Genomic DNA, 20,799 nt, shown 5'->3' on the forward strand with positions numbered 1-20,799 from the left:
CCGGGTGATCACGCTTCGCCACTGCCACGCTCACTCACCTTCCCAGCTGTCGTAGCCCGGTTTGGCGATAGCGAGATCGGCCCGCACCACCTCGGCCAGAGCCTGCCAGAGCGCTTCTTCGTCACCGGCCGGAACGGCCTCGAGCAGTTCCTTCTCCCGGGCGGCCGCGGCGGGGCCGAGTTCGACCTCACGCCCCAGGATGCGCGCCAGATTGGCGCCGACCCGCGCACGATGCTGCAGATCGGCGGGTAGTGCCGGCAGCAGGGTGTCCTCCAGCAGTTCGGCGAGTGATTCCAGCAGCTCGGCTGCCGTGGGTCTGTTCTGCACTGCGACTCTCCCCTCGACGGATTCCGGCGCTCGCCGACCCGGCGGCCGGTGCCGCGGCACACTCGCTGGAGTCCACGATCCGACCTCCTTGTCGTCGCTTATGGGCGCGGGTGAGACAAACAGTAGAGGATCTTCTCACCGTCGCACCAGGGTTCGCTGCCCCGCCATCACCGCGGTCTACGCCGCAGCGGCGAGGACGGCCTCGGGTTCCCCCGTTCCCACGACCCGGCCGCCACGCAGCAGGACGCAGTGGTCCGCATGCCGGACATCGGCGAGATCGTGGGTGGCGTGCACGACCGTGATCCCGGCTGCTGCGGCCTCCCGGACCGCGGCACCGATTGCTTCCTGGGCCGAGGTGTCCAATCCCGTGCTCGGTTCGTCCAGGAGCAGCAGATCCGATTGCTGCGCCAGCGCGCGGGCCAGCAGGACACGCTGGCGCTGGCCGCCGGACAGGGTATCCAGGCGGCGGCCGGCTAGTTCGGCGATATCCATGCGCGCCAGGCAGTCCGCGACCACGGCCCGGTCGGCGCGGGTGAGCCGGCGCCAGAGACCGCGCTGCGCCCAGCGACCCATCGCGACGGTTTCGGCGACCGTGATCGGCAGGGTCGGCGGGACCGACTGCTGCTGGACGACCAGCGCCGGGCGCTGGGTGCCGGGGCGGTCGACCGCGCCGGATGCCGGAGTCAGGATGCCGGCGAGCACCGCGAGCAGGGTGGATTTCCCGGAGCCGTTGGGACCCATCAGCGCGGTCACCCGGCCACCCGGCAGGGTCGCGGTGACGTCGCGCAATACCGGGTTGTCCCGGTATCCCGCCGACAGGCCGGTGATTTCGATATCCGCCGTGCGCATACTGTGACTCCCGCAACCAACTTGTAATGACAATCGTTATCAGTTTACAGTGTTCGATCATGGATTGGCTGATCGCCCCGTTCGAGGTTTCATTCGTACAACGGGCTCTCTGGGGCGGACTGCTGGTCTCGTGCCTGTGCGCCCTCGCCGGCACGTGGGTTGTGGTGCGGGGCATGGCTTTTCTCGGGGAAGCCCTGGCGCACGGGATGCTGCCCGGGGTGGCGGTGGCCGCGCTGCTCGGCGGAAATCTGCTCCTCGGTGCGCTGGTGAGCGCGTCGGCCATGGCGGCGGGCGTCTCGGTGCTCAGCCGCAACCGCCGGCTGTCCACCGATACCGGGATCGGGCTGCTGTTCGTGGCGATGCTGGCCACCGCGGTGATCCTGATATCACGGTCGCAATCGTTCGCGGTCGACCTGACCGGGTTCCTGTTCGGCGATGTTCTCGCCACGCGACCGGGTGATCTGCTCTTCCTGCTCGCGGCACTGGTGGTCGCACTGGTGATCACCGTGACGGGGCATCGCGCCTTCGTCGCCCTCAGCTTCGACCCGCGCACCGCCCACACTCTCGGGCTGCGGCCGCGCGCCGCGCAGATCGCCCTGCTGGCATTGCTCACGCTGGCGATCGCGGCGTCGTTCCACATCGTGGGCACCCTGCTGGTTCTGGGCTTACTCGTGGCTCCCCCGGCCGCGGCGACCTACTTCACCCACCGCATCCCGCAAATCATGCTGATGGCGGCCGGAATCGGCGCGCTGTCCACCGTGGTGGGGCTGTTGGCCTCCTGGCATGCAGGCACCGCGGCCGGAGCAACCATCGCGTTGACCGCGGTCTTGATCTTCTTCCTGTCCGCCCTGGTAGCGCGAGTTCGCAGCGCAGTGCGGGCACGCCCCGGAACCGGCGGTTCCGGGGACGGCGGTGAAGGCGGGCTCGCACCGGCGAACAACGGCGGAAGTCCCGCGGCGGGCCATTCGCCACGACGCCGTGATTCCGTGGCCACCGCGATCGACGGCCCCGGTTCACCGGGATCCCGCACCGCGCCCTGCGGCCCGATCGCACCGCGCCCCGGCGACTCCGCACTCGACGGTTCCCGTCCGGGCAAGGCGCGGCGGTTCCGCCCGACCACACGACCATTGAACAGGAAAACCCTTGCGCGGGTGGCATTGTCCGGGCTGCTCGTGGTTCCGGTCGCCGCCTGCGGTAGCGAGGAGCCGGCCGAATCGGCGGAATCGGTGCCGCACGGGTATGTAGAGGGCGCCGAGGAGAGTGCGAGCGCGCAGCCGCGGCTGGTGATCGCCGACCGGGATTCGGGTGCGGTCCGGCTGCTCGATGTGGTGACCGAGGAGATCGCGGATCTCGAACCGGTCCCGGGCGTCAGCGGAATCGCGGGCGACGGGCGCTATGCCTATCTCGCCGCCGGCGACGCGACCACCGTGGTGGACAGCGGCAGCTGGGTCGTCGACCACGGCGATCATGTGCACTACTACCGCGCGCAGCCGCGCCCGGTAGGTGTCGTCGACGGATCCGTCCGGTCCGTCCAAAGCGATCCCGTGGTATCCGCCGCGGTGCTCGACACCGGATCCACCGTGCCGGCCGATCGCGCAGCTCTCGATGAGGGGGAGCTGCGCACCCGCCCCGTGGTGAAGGGTGTGGCGGTTCCCTACGGTGGGCACCTGCTCGTCGCGTCCCCGGGTTCGGCGCAGATCGAGATCCGCACCCGCGAGAACGAGCCCGTCGAGACATTGACACCGCAATGCCCGAATCCGGGCGGAACCACGGTGACCCGGCGCGGCGCGGTGTTCTCCTGCGGTGACGGAGCATTGCTGGTGACCGAGCGGAACAATCGGTTCACGGCCGAAAAGCTGCCGTATCCTGCCGGGACGACCGGCAGCGTCGCCGAGTTCCACCACCGGCCGGGCAGTGACGTGCTGGTGGCGGTGCGGGAGTCGCGGGTTCTGGTACTCGATATCGCCCGGCGCACCTGGCGGCCGATCGAGACCGGACCGGTGACCGCCGCGACCACGGCGGGCGCGGGGACCGCGATTCTCGCCCTCACCCCCGACGGCGTACTGCACGCCTACGATCCGGCCACCGGCGCCGAAACCGCTCACCACCGGGTGCTTTCCGCGCCCGTGGATCCGGCCGCGGTGCCGGTGCTGCTGGTCGATTCCGAACGGGCCTACCTCAACGATCCAGCCCGCCGTGCGGTCCATGAAATCGACTACGCCGACGATCTGCGGGTCGCCCGCACCTTCTCTTTCGATATCGACCCCGACCTGATGGTGGAGACCGGCCGATGACCACGATCACCCGTATCTGCGCCGCCCTCGTCGCCGGCGTACTCGCGCTGAGCGGCTGCGGTCTCACCGATTCCGGGGGCGGCGGGGTCGTCGTGACCACCGATATCCTCGGCGATATCACCCGTGCCGTGATCGGTGATACGGCGCCGGTCACGGTGCTGATGCCGCCCGGATCCGATCCGCATTCCTTCGCGCTCTCGGCGCAGGACGCCGCGGTGCTCGACCGGGCCGACCTCGTCGTCGAGAACGGTTTGGGCCTGGAAGAAGGCCTGGCCCGGCATGTCACGGCGGCCGCCGAGGCCGGGGTGCCGACACTGTCGGTGGGTGACCGGATCGACCCGCTCCCCTACCGGTCCGGCGATTCCGCGGGCACACCCGACCCGCACTTCTGGACCGACCCGCAGCGGGTGCACCGGGCGGTCGAGGTGATCCGCGACGAGGTGATCGCCTCGGTCCCCGATATCGATACCGCGGCCGTGCGGGCGAACGCCGACCGCTATCTCACCGAACTCGACACCCTGCAGCGATGGATGACCGAACGCTTCGCGACCGTGGCACCCGAACGCCGCAAACTGGTCACCAACCATCACGTATTCGGTTATCTGGCAGAGCGGTTCGATCTAGAGGTGGTGGGTGCCGTGATTCCCGGCGGCACCACCCTGGCCTCACCGAGTGCCGCCGATCTCGCCGACCTGGCCGGCGCCATCCGTACCACCGGGGTACCCGCGATATTCGTGGATTCCGCCCGGCCCGACCGGTTGGCGCAGGCACTGGCCGAACAGGCCGGTGTCCAGGTGCGGATCGTCGGCTTGTATTCCGAATCCCTGACAGAGCCCGGTGCGGGCGCCGCCACCTACCTGGAGATGATGCGCGCCAACACCACCGCGATGGTGACCGGCCTTACGCCCGCCTGACCCCGCAATCCCCGCGGTGGATCGCCGCCGCGGGCAGCACGAAGAAGATGAGGGAACACAATGCACAATCGATCCGGCACCAGAAGAGCGGTCGCACTGTCCGGCCTGCTCACTGCGGTGGTCGCGTTGAGCGGCTGCGGCAACGACGATTCCGGCGACCAGACCGCGATTGCCGAACCGCTGGCCGTTACCTACGACGGCGGTATCCATCTACTGGACGGCACCACCTTGGAGCGCGGCGGCGGGGTGGAACTCAGCGGATTCAACCGGATCAATCCCGCCGGTGACGATCGGCATGTGATCGTGTCCACCACGGACGGTTTCGAAGTGCTGGACGCGGCCGGTGCACACTTCACCGATATCGAATTCCCCGGCCCGAAACCGGGGCATGTCGTCCGCCATGCCGGCCGCACTGTGCTTTTCTCGGACGGCACCGGAAAAGTGATCTCCTTCGATCCCGCCGATCTCGCCGGCGGCGCACCGGAAACCACCGAATACCAGGCCGCCGAACCACATCACGGTGTGGCTGTGGAACTGGAGAGCGGTGAACTCGCCGTCACCCTCGGCAACGAGGAGGAGCGGACCGGGATGATGATCCTGGACGCCGACCGCAAGGAGATCGCCCGCAACGAGAAGTGCCCGGGGGTACACGGTGAGGCGACCGCTGCCGGTGACACCCTCGTCGTCGGGTGTGAGGACGGTGTCCTGGTCTACCGGGACGGCAAACTCACCAAGGTCGACAGCCCGGACCCGTACGGCCGGATCGGTAACCAAGCGGGCAGCGAGGTCTCCCCGATCGTCCTCGGCGACTACAAAACCGACGAATTCGCCGAACTCGAACGCCCGGAACGTATCTCGCTGATCGATACCGAAAAGGGCACGCTGCGGCTGGTGGACCTGGGCACCAGCTACACCTTCCGTTCGCTGGCGCGCGGCCCGCAGGGTGAGGCGCTGGTGCTGGGCACCGACGGCGCGATCCATGTGATCGACCCGGTCGCCGGTACTGTCGGCCGGACCATCGAGGTCATCGACTCGTGGCAGGAGCCGATCGATTGGCAGCAGCCGCGTCCCGCGCTGTTCGTCCGCGAGGGCACCGCCTACGTCTCCGATCCGGCCACCAAGCAGATCCACCGGATCGATCTGGCCGCCGGCACAGTGACCGGGTCGGCGACGCTGCCGGATGTGCCGAACGAACTCAGCGGTGTGAGTTCCTGACCGATAGCTACGCGGCCCGTTGACAGGGCCCGCCGCGCGGTGCGGACCCGGACCCTGCCGGGCCCGCACCGCGCGCAGCGCAGCTCCACCGTGGCATCGGCCCCCGAGTCCGCTGCTACTCGGCTCCCGACCGGCATCAGCAGCACCTCCCAGGACAGGCGGCGAGCACTCGCCGCCTCGGGCGACCAGAGTAGCCCGACCTGCTGTACTCACCGCTCCCCACCCGCTGAGTCGTTCCGGCCCTACCCTGGTCGAGAACGCCACGAACGACAGGGGTGCGGTGCGGATGTCCGAGATGATCGGTAAGGGCGCGAATACCGCGCTACGAGGTGGGCAGGTGCGGATATCGGCGGCCCCGGCCGGGATCGACCTCACCGTCCTGTGCCTGCGGGAGAACGGGAAGGTCGGAAGCGACGCCGATTTCGTGTTCTACAACCAGCCGGTATCCCCCGACTCGTCGGTGCGGTTGGTGGCCGGTGAGATCACGATCGACCTGGCGGCGGTGGCCGGCGGCACCCACCGGCTGGTGGTCGCGGCGTCGGTGGATACCGGGACCTTCGGCACGATTCCGCTCACCGTGCGGATCACCGAGGCCGGCGCCGGTGCCTACGAACTGCCCATCACGGGCCTGACCTCCGAGACGACAGTGCTGCTCGCCGAGGTGTACCGGCGGGCGGGTGGCTGGAAAGTCCGCAATATCGGCCAGGGGTACGCCACCGGATTGGCCGGCCTGGCCACCGATTTCGGCATCACCGTCGACGACGAACCCACCCCGCCACCTACCGCTCCGGGATATCCCCCACCGAACGCGCCCGGGTATTCGCCGGCCCCGGCCGGCCATCCGCCCGCGGTGCCGGGCAACCCGCCGATCGGTCCCGCGGCTACACCAGGCCATCCGCCGGCACCCACGGCACCGGGTAGCCCACCGTCCGGTTTCGCCGGTGCGCCCGGTCAACCGCCCGCGCCGACGGGGGCCGCAGGAATCGGGCACTCTCACTCCGCTCCACCCGGTGTGAATTTCAGTAAGGGCGCGGTCACGCTCACCAAAGGTGCAGGGCCGGTGTTGCTGGAGAAGGCGCCGCTCGTCCGGCTGCGAGTGGCGTGGGCCAGTGGTGCCGACTACGAGGCCTACGCCCTGGTCGTGCTGTCCGACGGGAAGGTTGTGCATGTAGCCACTTTTCCGGCCGCGGGTATTCCGGCGGCCCCGCAGTACGGCGATCTGGTGCGCCATCTCGGTGATCGCGGCCGCGGGGATGTGCAGCGTGGCGGCGGCCAGACCGAGGAGATCATCGAGGTGCGGTTGGCGCCGGAGATCGTCGCGGTGGTGCCGGTGGCGTATTCGGCGATCAACAACGGGACCGGCTCCTTCCACAAATACCGCGTCACGCTGTCCATCGAGAGCGGCGCGGATTCCGTGCGCATCCCGGCCGACCAGGCGAAGAAGTCCAGCTGGATCTTCACCTGCGTTCCGGGCATCGTCTACAACCGCCCCGAGGGTGTGCTCATCGAACGCCTCGAGCTGTACAGCCGGCGCTTCTCCGAACATCGCCCCGCGGTGACCTTGCAGCCCGGCGGGCAAATCGAGGTGCGGATGGACAAGGGCCCGGTGAACCAGTTCAAAGCCGACCGCACCTGACCCTCCCGCTGGGCGACAGCTGGTCGGTGCGGAGGCAGGGCCGCCGATACCCCGGGTGTACTCGCTCGGCTCTGCGACCGGGTTCGTTATCGCCCTGCACACGTTCCACTGTCGGGCACGAGAGACAATTGTGCCGTGACGAGTTCCGCCCACAGTCCGGCCTTCACCTATCCCGAGGTGGGCGCCACCCGCGGCTCGATGCCCGCCGGCTATCACCATTTGGAGGTACGCCGCCCACTCGGCCGCGGACACGACGATTTCCGGCGTTTCGGGGATGCTGTCCTGGCCTACCGGATACAGCGCGGTCTGGGCCTGCTGGCCGATGCGCAGACGCCGCGGGCCGAACCGGGGACGCACGTCACGGTCCGGCTCGGGATCGGGCGATTGGGTGTACTCGCGCCGTGCCGGGTGGTGTACGTCCTGGATGAGGAGGACCGCCGCGGATTCGCCTACGGCACGCTGCCGGGCCATCCCGCGTCGGGTGAGGAACTGTTCGCGGTCGAATACGACCGCGCGACGGCGACGGTGTCCGGGGTGGTCAGAGCTTTCTCGCGGCCCGCGGCCTGGTACACCCGCATCGGTGGGCCGGTGACCCGGGCTGCGCAGCGCCTGGCCGCCGAGGCTTATCTCGCCACCTTGCGCCGGACGCCGGCCTTGCCGTGAAGCCCACCTCCCTGCCCGGAAGCGGCCCCAGCGCTCACCGGTCGAGATCCACAGCCCCGCACTGCAGGGCCGGCGAACCCACCTTCCGCCTCGACGCCGTCCCACCCGTTCGCTGTCTTCTCAAATATTGCAATCATTGATGAACTAGCTGTTTCGCTATAAACTCGCGGCTATGCTGCACTTTTCCGGCCGTGAGCGGCTGTCGTGACGGCCCCCCGGCGTGGACGGGTCACCCAGCACCGGGTGGCGCAGACGGTGGCGGACGAGCTGCGTACGCGCATCCTCAACGGCACCGACGATTACCGGCTGCCCACCCAGGATCAGCTGGTGCAGGAATTCGGTGTCTCCTATCCCTCGATCCGCGAGGCGATCCGCATTCTCGAAACCGAAGGCCTGGTCACCGTGCGCCGCGGCAATGTCGGCGGCGCCGAGGTGCACCGGCCCGACGAGACGTCGGCGGCCTACCACCTCGGTCTCGCTCTGCAGGGCGGCCGGGTGACGTTGCGTGATCTGGCGTCCGGGCTGCAGATGCTGGAGCCGATGTGCGCGGCCGAATGCGCCCGCCGGGACGACCGCCTCGAGGTGGTGGTGCCGGTGCTCACCGAGAACATCGAGAAATCGAAGGATCTGGTGGACGACGGGGTCGCCTTCACGCAGACCGCGCGCGAATTCCACGATCTGGTGGTCTCGTTCACGCCGAACGCGACCGTCCGCTATGTGGTGAGCAGCCTGGTGGCGCTGTGGTCGGCGCAGGAGGAGGCGTGGGCCGAGGCGCTCACCGGGCGCGGCGAGTATCCGTCGCGGGAGCAGGCGCGGGCCGCGGTGCGCACCCATCAGAAGATTGTCGACGATATCGCCTCCGGGCAGGCCTCGGCGGCCGAGCATATGGCGTGCGCGCATCTCGCGGCGACGCAGGCGCTACTGCTGGACCGGTTCGACGACGGCATCGTGAACGCATCCTCGACGATGGCACAGCAGGCGATCCGCGGCGCCCAGAGCCTGCGCCGCTGACCTACAGCCGGGCCGCGCTCGGAATATCGGTGACGGGTCCTCGTTCGAACGCGCGGATCATCGCGTCCTGGGTGAACGAGGCGATCAACCGGCCGCTGCCGGTGCTGATCTGGCCACGGATATGCGCGGAACCGGCCCCTACGAAGGTGGCCTCGTGGTGGTAGCGCAGCCAGCCGTCCCACTTCACGGGGTCGTGGAAGGTCACCGCGATTCCCATCGGTGCCGTCGACAGGGTGTGGTGGGCCTGTGCGGTGCCGAGTCCGGGATGTGGGCGCAGGGCCGTGGAGATCCCGAGATGTCCGGTGAAATGCGCGAGTACGGCACGGTGCAGGTCGTCGCGGACGGGGATCTCGTCGTAGCGCAGCCAGGCGTCCACCACCGGCGGGCCGATGTCGTCGGGGTCGTTGATATCGGCGCAACCGACGATTCGGACCTCACGTCCGGGCAGCGGCAGGCTCTCGGCCGGTAGGGCTTCGTCCGGACCGGGCACGGGGGCTCCTGCCGGTTCGTCGCGGCGGACGAGATCGGGTTGCGGCGTGTCCAGCAGCACCGTGCAACTCGTGCGGACCTTCGATTCCTGCCGGGCGGTGACGGTGGCGCTCGCGAAACTACGACCGGCCCTGATCGGGGTGACGGTGAATTCCAGCGGAATATCGGGATCGGCGGCGGAGACGAACAGTGCGTGCGCGTTGCGCACGGTGCGGCCGGGCAGGGCCTTGGTGGCCGCGACGATGCTCTGCCCGAGGATCTGGCTACCGTCGACCACTCGCCGCGTTCCGCCGTCGCTGTCACCGAGATAGCGCGCCGGAACCTCCGGGTCGGGCCGGAGGTCGAAGATCTCCAGCATCCGTGCCATCGACGATGCGGGGAGGCCGCCCGGCGGTTGCGTGGCGTTCACGACCGCACCCCCGTGTACCGGCCGGCACCGATCGTCACCTGCACCACGGACTGGTCGAACGCGATATAGCCGGCCAATCGCGCCACCTGCGGGTGCGGTTGCGGGTAACACCATGCGATCCAGGGACGGTCGCTGCCCGGCACGGTCCAGTACGACGCCTCACCCTTGAAGGGGCATACGGTATGCAATTCGATCGATTCGAGAAGATCCGAATTCACCGCTTGCGGCGGGAAATACACCACCAGGCCGTGATCCTGTTCGTCCACCAGCAGGCATTCACCGCTCACGGCCAGTTGCTGCCCGTCGAGAGTTGCGGTCATCCTATTGGTGCGGGCCAGCAGTTCGACCCGGTAGTCGGGGCGGTGCCGATACCCGGAAGGTGCGGCTTCTTCGCTCATCATTGCTCCGAATCTCGATCGCACGGGTCCTCGCCACATGGTCGGCGATTCCGATTTCTCTGTTGCACAGGCAGGTAGGTGCGAGATCCGGTTCGGGCCGGACCCCGCACGACCGCATCGTCATGGCCGGCATCACGTCCGCACCCACCCCACCGGTCGGAGATCGGCGTCCTGCGATCGGTTCCGATCCGGCTACCGTCGACCGTGCCATACGGCGCGTTCGGTCATGGTCAGCCCCTGCCACAGCTGACCGAGGCAATACCGAACGCTAAGCGCCGGCCGCTTCGGGTGCGTAACCGAGAATGCCTTTGACTTCGAGGTATTCTTCAAAACCGGCTTCACCCCATTCGCGGCCGTTACCGCTCTTCTTGTAACCGCCGAACGGAGCCGCGAAATCGAAACCGCCGTTGATCCCGATCGAGCCCGCACGCAGGCGCCGGGCGACAGCGCGAGCCTGATCCAGGTCACGGCCGGCGACGAACCCGGCGAGACCGTACTCGGTATCGTTGGCGATGGCTACGGCATCGTCGATATCGCCGTAGCCGATGATCACCAGCACGGGCCCGAAGATCTCTTCGCGGGCGATGCTCATATCGTTGGTGACATCGGCGAATACGGTGGGTTTGACGTAGTAGCCCTTCTCCAGTCCGTCCGGTCGCCCGGGACCGCCGGCGACGAGAGTGGCGCCCTCGTCGATCCCCTTCTGGATGAGGGATTGGATCTTCTCGAACTGCGAGGCGGCGACCACGGGACCGACAGCGACGTCGCCGGTGGGGTCGCCGACGGTGATTCCCTCGGCAGCGGCACGGGCGGCCTCGATCGCCTCCGCCATCCGGGCGGTGGGGACCAGCATGCGCGCGGGCGCACTGCAGGTCTGCCCCGAGTTTCCCATCATATTCCCTACACCTGCACCGACATTGGTGGCGAAATCCGCGTCGTCGAGGACGATATTGGGACCTTTACCACCCAATTCCTGCGTCACTCGTTTCACGGTGGGTGCGGCATTGCGGGCGATTTCGACGCCGGCGCGGGTGGACCCGGTGAACGAGATCATATCGACCTCGGGATGCGAGGACAGCGGGACGCCGACGCCCGGGCCGTCGCCCTGCACCAGGTTGAACACACCGGCGGGCACGCCGGCGGCGGCAAGGATCTCGGTGAAGATCTGCCCCGTGAACGGTGAGCGTTCCGACGGTTTCAGCACCATCGTGCAACCGGTGGCCAGTGCGGGGAAAACCTTCACCGCGATCTGGTTCATCGGCCAGTTCCACGGGGTGATCAGCCCGCAGACCCCGATCGGTTCCTTCACGATCAACGTCGCGCCGCGCTGTTCTTCGAACCGATAGTTCTGCAGCACTTCGATCGCCTGCTGCAGATGCCCCGCCGCCAGATCCACCTGGAATCCGTTCGCCAGTCCGGCCGGTGCGCCCATCTCCTCGGTGAGTGCCGCGGCCAGATCGGTGGTGCGTTTCTGATACTCGGCACCGATGGCACGGAACAGGTCCAGCCGTTCGGCGACCGTACTCGCGGCCCAGGCCGGGAATGCCGCGCGTGCCGCGGTGGCGGCCGCGTCGACATCCGCGGCCGATCCGGCCGCGACCTTACCGGTCACCTCCTCGGTGGCGGGGTTCACCACGTCGAAGGTCTGGTTTCCGGCCGGCTCGACCCAGTGCCCACCGATATAGAACTTCAGGTATTCGCGCATCACTGCATCCCTTCCGCGTACCAGGTGCGGAACTCGTCGTAGCTGGGCATTTCCTCGGAATTCGCCTTCGGGTCCACCGCCACATGGATGACGCCCGGTTTCCCGCTGGCGAAAGCGCGTTTGATGGCGGGCGCGATCTCGGCGTCGGTTTCGACGTATTCGCCGTAGCAGCCGAAACCCTCGGCGACCTTGTCGAGCCGGGTCTCTTTACTCCAGTGCACCGCGGTTTCCCGGGAGCCCTGACCGAATGTGCGTTTGTAGACGCCGACCTCGAGACCCCACGCGTAGTCGACCGCGACAACGGTGACGAGCGGAAGATTCAGCCGGGCGGCGGTTTCCAGTTCGGCGATCTGGAATTGGAACGAGGAATCGCCGGTGATCAGCAGGACCGGCCGTTTACCGCCGTCGGCGACCGAGGCGCCCACCGCGTACGGCAGGCCGGTGCCGAGGTGCCCGAAATTCTGGTTCCAGACCACATCGTGTGGTTTGCACTGCGTGTAGGTCCAGCCGAAGATCGTGGTGGCGCCGCCGTCGCGGACCAGGATCCCGTCGGCGGGGAAATCCTTGGTGGCCTCCACAACCAGCCGGGCGGGATGTACCGGCGACATACCGGACGGCGCGGATTCGGCGAGTTCGGCCAGCCGGGTGGCGTCCTGTTCGATCCAGCGGGCCAGTTCCGGGGTGGCGGTGCGCGGAGTGTTCTTCAGGGCGGCGGAGAGCTGGGGGACGACGGCCCGCAGATCACCGACCAGTGGTACGTCGATGGGGCGGTTGACCCCGATGGCGGTGGGGTCCTGTTCGATCAGCACCCATTTCCGGATGGCTTCGTTCTGCAGCCAGTGCCGGCCCCGGCCGTAGTGCACCGGTTCGCCGAGTTCGGTGCCGATGGCCAGGCACAGATCGGATGTCACCACGGCCTCCACCGCGGACGGCGAGAAACCGTACGGGAAGGTGCGGTCTTCCAGGCCTTCGATGAAGGAGGTGCCGCCCGATGTCTGCACGACCGGGCAGGCCATGAGATCGGCGAGTTCTTTCACCGCGGCGCCGGCCCGGGAGGTGTGTACCCCGTGCCCGGCCAGCAGAACCGGCTGCTTCGCCTGACGGATGAGCTCGGCGGCCTCGTCGATCTTGTCCTGACCGGCCGTCTGGCCGACCAGGCGGTAGCGGTGCGGCGGCAGCGGCGCCGGAACGTCGAGCTCCTCCTGGATGACATGCGACGGGTATTCTATGTACACCGGGCCGGGCACCCCGGTCAGCGCCTTGCGCAGGCCTTCGCGGATGATCTCGTCGGTCTGGTCCGCGTACTCGATACTCGCCGCATACTTCACCGACGGTTCCAGCAGACCGGACTGTTTCACGAACTGGATCCGGCCGCGGCGCACCCGCTGTTCGGTGATCCGCGCGCGCTGCCCGCCCAGGAAGATCACCGGCGAATTCTCCACTTTGGCGCACATCATCGCACCGGCCATATTCGCCATACCGGGCCCGAGGGTACCAATACACACGGCGGCCTTACCGGTCATCCGGGAGACGGCCTCGGCCATGAACCCGGCCGATTCCTCATGGTGCGGGGACACCACATTCCAGCCACGTTCATCGGCCAGATGGAAAAGGTGCACGAAATTCGGGTCGGGGATTCCGAAAATCGTATTGATACCTTCGGCCTCGAAGAGGTCCAGAATTCGTTCGTAAACCTTGACCGCCATATTCACTGTCCTCCCATGGCCATGGCGAAACTCCGGCCGATATGGTCGCTGTGCGCCGACGGCACCACCGGCAGCAACCACGAATCGGCGGTATCGCGTATATCGTCGATCTGTTCGCCGACGTCCTCGATCGACCACTGCGGCCGGTAGACGCCGGGGGTTTCCGCTATATAAGCCCGTGCCACCCGCCCTGCCAGTGCGACCAGCATCTCGCCGCTGACCGTGCAGGATTCGTGGGCCAGCCAGCCCACGGCGGGCGCGACCAGCTCGGGTTCCATCGGCGGATAATTCGAGGTATCCAGGCCGTCGGCCAGCCGGGTCACCGCTGCGGGCACGATCACATTGGATTTCACCCCGTGCTCGGCGCCCTCGAGCGCGACCACATTCGACAACCCGATCACGCCGGCCTTGGCGACAGCGTAATTCGCGACATTCTGGTTGCCGTACAGTCCGCCGATCGAGGACGTCAGGACCACCCGGCCGTAGCCGGCGTCGCGCATCACCGGGAAGGCCGCGCGCACCACGTGGAAAGCGCCCCGCAGATGCACGTCGAGAACGGAATCGAAATCCTCGTAACTCATCTCGGTCAACGGTGCATAACGAACGTTACCGGCGTTGTGGATGACGATATCGACGCGACCATAGGTATCGAGGGCCGTATCGATGATCGCGCGGCCACCCTCCGGGCTCGCCACAGAATCCGCATTCGAGACCGCTTCCCCACCGGCAGCGCGGATCTCGGCGGCCACACCGCCGGCTACCCCCGCATCTATATCACCGCCCGGGATACCGCCGCCGATATCATTGACCACGACTTTCGCACCACGCGCGCCGAGCAGCAAAGCGTAGGCCCGCCCCAGCCCGCGACCGGCACCGGTCACGACGGCCACCCGGCCGTCGAACCGCTTTTCCGAGCCCGCCCCGCTCATGCTTTGCCCGTCACGAATGAGCGAGGGCCCTGCGTGGTCACGCTCCGCTACCGCCTCCGGGCCTGATTCGCTCATTCGCCCAGTACCAGACCCTCGAGGCGGCCGTTACCCCGCCATTCCTGCAGCAGCTCCTCCAGGGCGTAGAAACCCGGCCAGTACGGCTCTCCGAGATGGGACCGGATGTTCTGCTCGCCTTCGTTGTTGTAGTAACCCGGCGTGCACTCACGCTGGAAATTACTGTTGTCGACGGCGGTTTCCTTGATGGTGGCACACCATCCGTCGACGGCCTCCGGAGTCGGTTCCACGACCTTCGCGTCCCGGTTCAGCGCTTCACCGATGATGTAGGCAGCATGGGTGGTCTGCTGATCGAACATATCGGTCGTGCTCGCGGTCACGCCGCCCTGCACGAATCCGGTGAAGAAGATATTCGGGAAGCCGTTACTGGTGAGGCCGTGCAGGGTGCGGTAGCCGTTCGCCCAATGCTCATAGAGCGACAGGCCGTCCCGGCCGGTGAACGGGTGGATACCGTAGCGACGATCCAGATCGGTGGTGATCTCGAATCCGCTGGCGAAGATGATGCAATCCACCTCGTGTTCCACCCCGTCGGCCACGATGCCGGTGGCGGTGATCCGCTCGACGCCCTTGGTCTTCGATACGTCGACCAGGGTGACATTCGGCCGGTTGTACGTCGGCAGGTATTCGTCGTTGAAACAGGGCCGCTTGCACAGGAATCGGTAATACGGTTTGAGCGCGGCCGCGGTCGCCGGATCTTCGACGATCTCGTCCACCCGCTGCCGGACCCGTTCCATGGCCCGGTAGTCCTGGATCTCCCGGATCTCCATGAACTTCTCCGGGGTCACCTCGGCCCAGCCGTTCGTTTCGTCCAGGTAGGCCTGCACATTCCGGCTCACCTCGGTCCAGCCGTCGCACACCAGGTCCGGCTGGCCGGGTGCGAACGCCTCGAACGCGGCAGTGTGGAAATTGCGGCGCCGCTCCAACTGCCAACCCGGCTGTAGCGATTTCGCCCATTCCGGATCGGTCGGGACGTTTCCGCGTTCGTTGATATAGGACGGGGTCCGCTGGAAAACGTACAGATGCTCGGCCGCACGGGCGATATGCGGAATGATCTGGATCCCGCTGGCACCGGTCCCGATCACGGCGACCTTCTTGTCCTCCAGCCCCGTCAGGCCGCCGCGCATATCACCGCCGGTGTAGGCGTAATCCCAGCGGGCCGAATGGAATGTGTGCCCGGTGAAATCGTTGATACCCGGGATACCGGGCAGCTTCGGCTTGTTGAACGGGCCCTGCGCCATCACGACGAACCGGGCCAGGATGCGATCGTCGCGATTGGTGCCGATCCGCCAGCGCCGCAGCGCCTCATCCCATTCCAGCGATTTCGTCATCGTCGAGAAGATCGCCTTCTCGTACAGCCCGAAATGCTTCCCGATCCGCTGGGCGTGCTCGAAGCACTCGTCACCGTAGGCGTACTTCTGGGTCGGGATGTACCCGGTTTCCTCGAGCAGCGGCAGATAGCAGTATGCGTCGGAATCGCATTGGATACCGGGATAGCGGTTCCAGTACCAGGCGCCGCCGAAATCGCCGGCCAGTTCGATGATCCGGAAATCCTCGACACCGGCCTGGGTGAGCCGCGCGCCCGCGGTCAAACCGGCCCAGCCGCCGCCGAGGACCACCACATCGACTTCCTCGGTGATCGGTTCGCGCGGGGTCACCGGGGTATAGGGGTCGCCTTCGAAGACCTCGGCGAACCCGTCCTCGCTGGCGACGTACTGCTGTTGCCCTTCCGATCGCAGCCGCTTATCGCGTTCGGCCAGATATTTGGCCCGTAACGCGGCATGGTCGATATCGGGGGTCTGCGTGGGTGCGCAGTTGTTCATTCGGAATCCTCGGTGGTGGATCGGGCCGGCGGCGCCGGGTCAGGTGAGGTCACGCGGTGCGCCGGTGCCCATGTACTTCGCGAGGTTGTGATGCAGGTTGACGACACTGCGCTCGCGATACGGATTCGGTTTCGGGCCGGCGAAACCGGCGGTTTTCATCCCCTGCTGGACGGCCGCCATATTGTCGAAATCCTGCGGCAGCACGGTGCGCCAGCCCGGATCGTCCTGCGGGGTGTGGACCCATTCCGTGTCCGGCGCTTCGCCTTCCGGGAACAGTTCGTAGACCGCGGCCTCGAAAATACATTTGTCCGGGTCGTAGCCGTAGGGTCGCGCGCTGTAGCAGAGCATATTGTTCACCGCGTGCCCGATCTGGAAGTTCGGGAAGATCTGCCACGCGGTACCGGCCGCCGCCACCTGGGGCGGGGAAACGGTCGGCCAGATGACACCGCGTTTCTCGTCGGCGGCACGCGCCGACGCCAGCCAATGCTGCATGACCTCGGGCGCCGGAGTGCCCTCCGGTAGTTCGTCGGTGAGCCGCCGCGCCGCCTCCACCATGGTCCAGGTGGTGTTGGTATTGGCGTTTTCCCAGGTGAAATTCTGTAGTTCGATAGTCGATTTACGCGCGTCGGGACCGTGGCCGAGCCGGATCTTGCCCTGGCTCTCCTCCTGCCCCTTCGGCGCGTCGTAGCCGATATTGCTGTGTTTACCCTGCGCCCGCGCCCAGCCCAGGAACATGCCGAAGTTCATGAACTCCGGATGGGTGTAGGGCACGTGGTAGGTCTCCATGAAGGCTTCCAGCGCGACCTTCCAGTTGCAGTCGAACACCAGCCACCGCCGCCAGCGATATCGCATGTTCTGCAACTGGAACGGATCGAGCAGCGTCGCGGCCGGCTCCAGGTATTCCAGCAGGGTTTCCGACGGATTCGGGTCCAGGTTGACGAAGATCCAGCCGCCCCAGGTATCGACATGCACGTCGACCAGTCCGTCGTTGCGTTCGGTGAGCCCGCAGGGCCAGTCCTCGCGTTCGGGGACGAAGGTGTTGCGGCCTTCGAGGTCGTAGCGCCAGCCGTGGAATCCGCAGACGAACTGTTTCTTCTGCCCCTTGGCATTGCGCTCACCGGGCGGGGTGTCGACCAGTCTGCGGCCGCGGTGGGCGCAGACATTGTGGTACGCGCGGATCGTGTCCGCGGCGGTGCGCACGATGATGATCGAATCGTCGAGGATTTCGTAGGTGAGGTAATCGCCCACGCGTGGGATCTCCTCGACCCGGCCCACCTGCTGCCAGACCTTGCGCCACAACTTGTCGCGTTCGGCTTTCACGTATTCGGGACTGAGATAGGCCTCCACCCCGATCGTCATCGGCGCGGACAGCGGTTCGGTATTCGTGGCGATATCGCGCATGGCGTTCTCCCACCCCGGGTCCGGGGACAGTCGGTGTCGGTGCAATACATTTCGGTGGTCAGCTGGTGATGGCGGCGCGGAAACCCTCGTCCTTCAGGAACAGGGAGGTGTTGTCGGCGCCCAGATGGGTCCATTTCAGATTGAGCCCGCCGTCGACCAGAATCGTCTGCCCGGTGATATAGGACGACAGCTGGGAGATCAGGAACAGTACGGCGCCCGCCTGCTCCTCGGGGCGGCCGCGGCGGCCCATGGCGATCGCGGTGCGGTCGCGTTCGACGTCCTCGTCGACGTAGGTTCCCGAGGCCGGAGTTTCGGTGACACCCGGCGCGATCGCGTTCACGCGGATATCGCTGAGCGCGAGTTCGACCGCCAGCGTGCGGGTCGCGGCGACGAGGGCGGCTTTCGCGGTGCCGTAGGCGATATGGAACGGGGCAGTGTTCATCCCGCTGATCGACGACAGCGAGACGATCGAGCCCGGCCGGCCGGCCGCTTTGATCTCAGCGGCCACCGCCTGACTCATGAAGAACATTGATTCGAGGTTCTGCGCGAACAGGGCCCGCCAATCGTCACGCGTGACCCGGGTGGCCGGCATCCAGGTGGCGGGGGCGGCGCCGCCGGCGATATTGACCAGGCCGTAGAGGTCCCCGTCGGCCTGCCGCGCGGCCGCGAGGACGGTGGCCACACCTTCGTCGGTGGCGGCATCGGCCTGCACCGGCACGACCTTCAGTCCCTCGTGCGCAAGGGGTTCCACATGTTTCGCCAGGTTCTCCGCGCCCCGGCCGACCCCGAGCACGGTCGCCCCGGCCTGCGCGACCAGCCGCGTCACGGCGGTACCGATTCCACCGCCGCCCGCACCGGACACGATCACCACGCGCCCGTCGAGTCCGAAGAATTCACCGGTCATGGTTGTTTCACCCGTCCTTCCGGAATGCGAGCACACTGCCCTCGGCGTCGGCGGCGATATACAGGGTTCCGTCCGGGCCGGACGCAATACCCGCGAACGGCCCCTGCGGGCCGGAGAACGGCGGCATCCCCAGCAGCGGTTTCGGCGTCACCCCGGGGGGCGCGCCCACCGGGAGATTCCAGGCGAGCACCTCGCGCGCCTTGGTCTCCAGATCGACCGCGACCAAGTTCTTGGCACCGGCATCGACGATCAGCAGCTGCGATCCGCGGATGAGCAGGCCCTGCGGGGTATCGAGACCGTCCACCACGGTGTCCACTCCCCCGGCGGTCACCGAGACCACGCGGCCCGCACCGGATTCGGCGACCAGGCAGGTGCCGTCCGCGGTGAACGCGATACCGATCGGCTTGTCCAGCCCGGCGGCCAGCACCTCGACTCCGCCGTCACCGCGCACCCCGAGCACCCGGCCGGTGCCGAATTCGGTGGTCACGATCCTTCCGCCGGGCCCGGCCTCGATCCCGTACAGCTGATCGAGCGGCGCTTCGGCACCGGCAAGGAATTCGCTCTCCCCGCTCGCGGGCCGCCACCGGGCAACCTGACCGCCGGCGGTCGCGACGAGGAATTCACCTGGCCCGGCGGCTGTCACACCGCGGACGAAGCCCGGATAGCCCGGGCTGAACAGCATGCCCAGGGCTTGGAGCCCATCGGGGCCGACCGCGTAGAAGTAGGTACCGTCGGCGACGAACAGTGTGCCGTCGGGACCGACCGTCAGATCCAGCGGCCAGTTCAGTCCGCCCGGCAGCGTGGTGCGGGTGGTGCCGTCGGCGCGGATTTCGGTGATCTCACCGGTGAAGTTGGAGACGAACAGCCGGCCGTCCACCAGCGTGCAGTTGTCCAGGCCCGGGTTGAGCTGGGCGAGGACCGTTTTCTCGCCGTTGCGCGGGTTGATCCGAAGCACCTGCCCCGAGGCGACCTGCGTGGAGACGATGCACCCTTCCCGGTCGAACTTCACCGAATCGGGGACGCCGAGATCTCCGGCGACCCGTTCGGGTTCACCGCCGTCGGGATGGATCCGCCAGATCTCGTTGAGACCCATCACCGGGTAATAGAGCAACCCGTCGGGGCCCACCTCCATGGCGTTCGGCTGTTCGAGGTTCTCCAGCAGGATGCGCGGCGTACCCCCGTCGAGCGGCAGCTCCATGAGCCGGCCGCCGGGCCGGCATTCGTTGACGAACAACCGGCCCTGATACACCGTGATGCCGTTGGCGCTGGGCAGATCCGCGCGCAGCAAGCGGGTGGTGCCGTCGGCGTTGCGGGCGCTCACGCGGCCGTCCATCACCTCGGTCGCGTACAGGTTGCCGTCCGGATCGAATGCGCAATCGTCGGGCGCGACGATATCGCCGCCCTTGGCGCTGATGGTTTCGATCGCGCCGGTATCGATATCGAGTGCGCTGATCTGACTGCCGGTCACCTGGGCGATATAGATCCGGCCGTCCGGCCCGGTACGTAACCCGTTGGCCCCGAACAGCCGGCTGGGCGGGGTGATCCGCCGTCGACTCCAGCCCGCCGCGACCCCGATCGATTGGCCGCCCTGGTAGCGGGCCTCGTGCTGCTTCATTCCGACTGACTCCCAACCGACCCGGCCGATAGCGCTGATCCGCCTCGATGTCGAGGACTTTGTAAGGAATCTAACGCCCCATCCCGCCAAGCGCAATAAGTATTGCAATCTTTGTAAGGATAGTTGCGAGCATGCGGTATCCGTGTGTCTACCAGAGCTTTCGGTGTCACCCGAACGGGCTCAGAGGCTCTTCAGCTTCACTGTGGAGAATACCATTCTCCATTTGGGAAATATCGAACTCTGCCGAGATCGGTGGGTACGCCCGTCGCAGGTCAGGCCGGAGGCGCGCCGCCCGGAGCAAGAGTCGGGGCACCGATCACCGGCGGCAGAAAAGCGGGGGGAACGGGCCCCGCGGGCGCCCGGGGGGGCCGGGCGGGGGGGGGGGGGGGAGAGCGAGAAGGCCCCGCGCGGGGTGTGGCGGGGGCCCCCCGGGGCGGGG

General features: G+C 67.3%; 17 protein-coding genes. 6 read left to right on the plus strand and 11 right to left on the minus strand.

The features are described from left to right. Nucleotides 1-30: 30 nt before the first annotated feature. Nucleotides 31-327 (minus strand): DUF6285 domain-containing protein, encoded by a 297-nt coding sequence (locus tag QH196_RS12020; protein ID WP_280415852.1) that lies wholly within the window; start codon nucleotides 325-327, stop codon nucleotides 31-33. A gap of 177 nt (nucleotides 328-504) precedes the next feature. Then, nucleotides 505-1,176 carry a zinc ABC transporter ATP-binding protein AztA gene (aztA, locus tag QH196_RS12025; protein ID WP_280415853.1) on the minus strand — a complete coding sequence of 224 codons (672 nt, stop codon included), beginning with the start codon at nucleotides 1,174-1,176 and terminating at the stop codon, nucleotides 505-507. A 59-nt stretch (nucleotides 1,177-1,235) separates the two neighbouring features. On the opposite strand from aztA, the gene aztB reads away from it, so the two are divergent. The 6 genes from aztB to QH196_RS12055 all read left to right on the plus strand — a co-directional run bounded on the left by aztB (nucleotide 1,236) and on the right by QH196_RS12055 (nucleotide 8,909). After that, nucleotides 1,236-3,470 (plus strand): zinc ABC transporter permease AztB, encoded by a 2,235-nt coding sequence (aztB, locus tag QH196_RS12030; RefSeq protein ID WP_280415854.1) that lies wholly within the window; start codon nucleotides 1,236-1,238, stop codon nucleotides 3,468-3,470. After that, nucleotides 3,467-4,384, plus strand: a complete 918-nt coding sequence (aztC, locus tag QH196_RS12035) for a zinc ABC transporter substrate-binding protein AztC (protein WP_280415855.1) — start codon at nucleotides 3,467-3,469, stop codon at nucleotides 4,382-4,384. Before aztB ends, aztC begins: the two co-directional genes overlap by 4 nt. A gap of 60 nt (nucleotides 4,385-4,444) precedes the next feature. Beyond that, nucleotides 4,445-5,599 carry a zinc metallochaperone AztD gene (aztD, locus tag QH196_RS12040; RefSeq protein WP_280415856.1) on the plus strand — a complete coding sequence of 385 codons (1,155 nt, stop codon included), beginning with the start codon at nucleotides 4,445-4,447 and terminating at the stop codon, nucleotides 5,597-5,599. A gap of 286 nt (nucleotides 5,600-5,885) precedes the next feature. Continuing rightward, nucleotides 5,886-7,235 carry a TerD family protein gene (locus QH196_RS12045; protein WP_280415857.1) on the plus strand — a complete coding sequence of 450 codons (1,350 nt, stop codon included), beginning with the start codon at nucleotides 5,886-5,888 and terminating at the stop codon, nucleotides 7,233-7,235. Nucleotides 7,236-7,370: 135 nt separating this feature from the next. Beyond that, entirely contained in the window at nucleotides 7,371-7,898 is a 528-nt protein-coding gene (locus tag QH196_RS12050) for a DUF1990 family protein (RefSeq protein ID WP_280415858.1), read from the plus strand. Nucleotides 7,899-8,102: 204 nt separating this feature from the next. Then, a complete protein-coding gene (locus QH196_RS12055) occupies nucleotides 8,103-8,909 on the plus strand; it encodes a FadR/GntR family transcriptional regulator (RefSeq protein WP_280415859.1) in 807 nt (268 codons plus the stop codon). 1 nt (nucleotide 8,910) lies between these two features. Here the strand turns inward: QH196_RS12055 and QH196_RS12060 are convergent, their stop codons facing one another. The 9 genes from QH196_RS12060 to QH196_RS12100 all read right to left on the minus strand — a co-directional run bounded on the left by QH196_RS12060 (nucleotide 8,911) and on the right by QH196_RS12100 (nucleotide 20,360). Continuing rightward, entirely contained in the window at nucleotides 8,911-9,807 is an 897-nt protein-coding gene (locus QH196_RS12060) for an acyl-CoA thioesterase (RefSeq protein ID WP_432279477.1), read from the minus strand. Then, nucleotides 9,804-10,208, minus strand: coding sequence for a DUF427 domain-containing protein (locus QH196_RS12065; protein WP_280415860.1), 405 nt, complete (start codon nucleotides 10,206-10,208; stop codon nucleotides 9,804-9,806). Before QH196_RS12065 ends, QH196_RS12060 begins: the two co-directional genes overlap by 4 nt. A 265-nt stretch (nucleotides 10,209-10,473) precedes the next feature. After that, on the minus strand, nucleotides 10,474-11,910 hold the full coding sequence (locus QH196_RS12070; protein WP_280415861.1) for an aldehyde dehydrogenase family protein: 1,437 nt from the start codon (nucleotides 11,908-11,910) through the stop codon (nucleotides 10,474-10,476). Beyond that, nucleotides 11,910-13,616 carry a thiamine pyrophosphate-binding protein gene (locus tag QH196_RS12075; RefSeq protein WP_280415862.1) on the minus strand — a complete coding sequence of 569 codons (1,707 nt, stop codon included), beginning with the start codon at nucleotides 13,614-13,616 and terminating at the stop codon, nucleotides 11,910-11,912. The genes QH196_RS12070 and QH196_RS12075 overlap by 1 nt, the downstream gene beginning before the upstream one ends. A 2-nt stretch (nucleotides 13,617-13,618) precedes the next feature. Beyond that, on the minus strand, nucleotides 13,619-14,545 hold the full coding sequence (locus tag QH196_RS12080; protein WP_280415871.1) for an SDR family NAD(P)-dependent oxidoreductase: 927 nt from the start codon (nucleotides 14,543-14,545) through the stop codon (nucleotides 13,619-13,621). 71 nt (nucleotides 14,546-14,616) lie between these two features. Next, entirely contained in the window at nucleotides 14,617-16,440 is a 1,824-nt protein-coding gene (locus tag QH196_RS12085; RefSeq protein ID WP_280415863.1) for a flavin-containing monooxygenase, read from the minus strand. A gap of 39 nt (nucleotides 16,441-16,479) precedes the next feature. After that, nucleotides 16,480-17,841: an aromatic ring-hydroxylating oxygenase subunit alpha gene (locus tag QH196_RS12090; protein WP_280415864.1), complete on the minus strand. Its 1,362-nt coding sequence runs from the start codon at nucleotides 17,839-17,841 to the stop codon at nucleotides 16,480-16,482. Between the two features lie 58 nt (nucleotides 17,842-17,899). Beyond that, a complete protein-coding gene (locus QH196_RS12095) occupies nucleotides 17,900-18,745 on the minus strand; it encodes an SDR family NAD(P)-dependent oxidoreductase (protein WP_280415865.1) in 846 nt (281 codons plus the stop codon). 7 nt (nucleotides 18,746-18,752) lie between these two features. After that, complete coding sequence (locus QH196_RS12100) at nucleotides 18,753-20,360, minus strand: SMP-30/gluconolactonase/LRE family protein (protein WP_280415866.1); 1,608 nt, start codon at nucleotides 20,358-20,360, stop codon at nucleotides 18,753-18,755. Nucleotides 20,361-20,799: the final 439 nt, after the last annotated feature.

It is taken from the genome of Nocardia carnea (genome assembly GCF_029868325.1).
GTDB lineage: Bacteria > Actinomycetota > Actinomycetes > Mycobacteriales > Mycobacteriaceae > Nocardia > Nocardia carnea_C.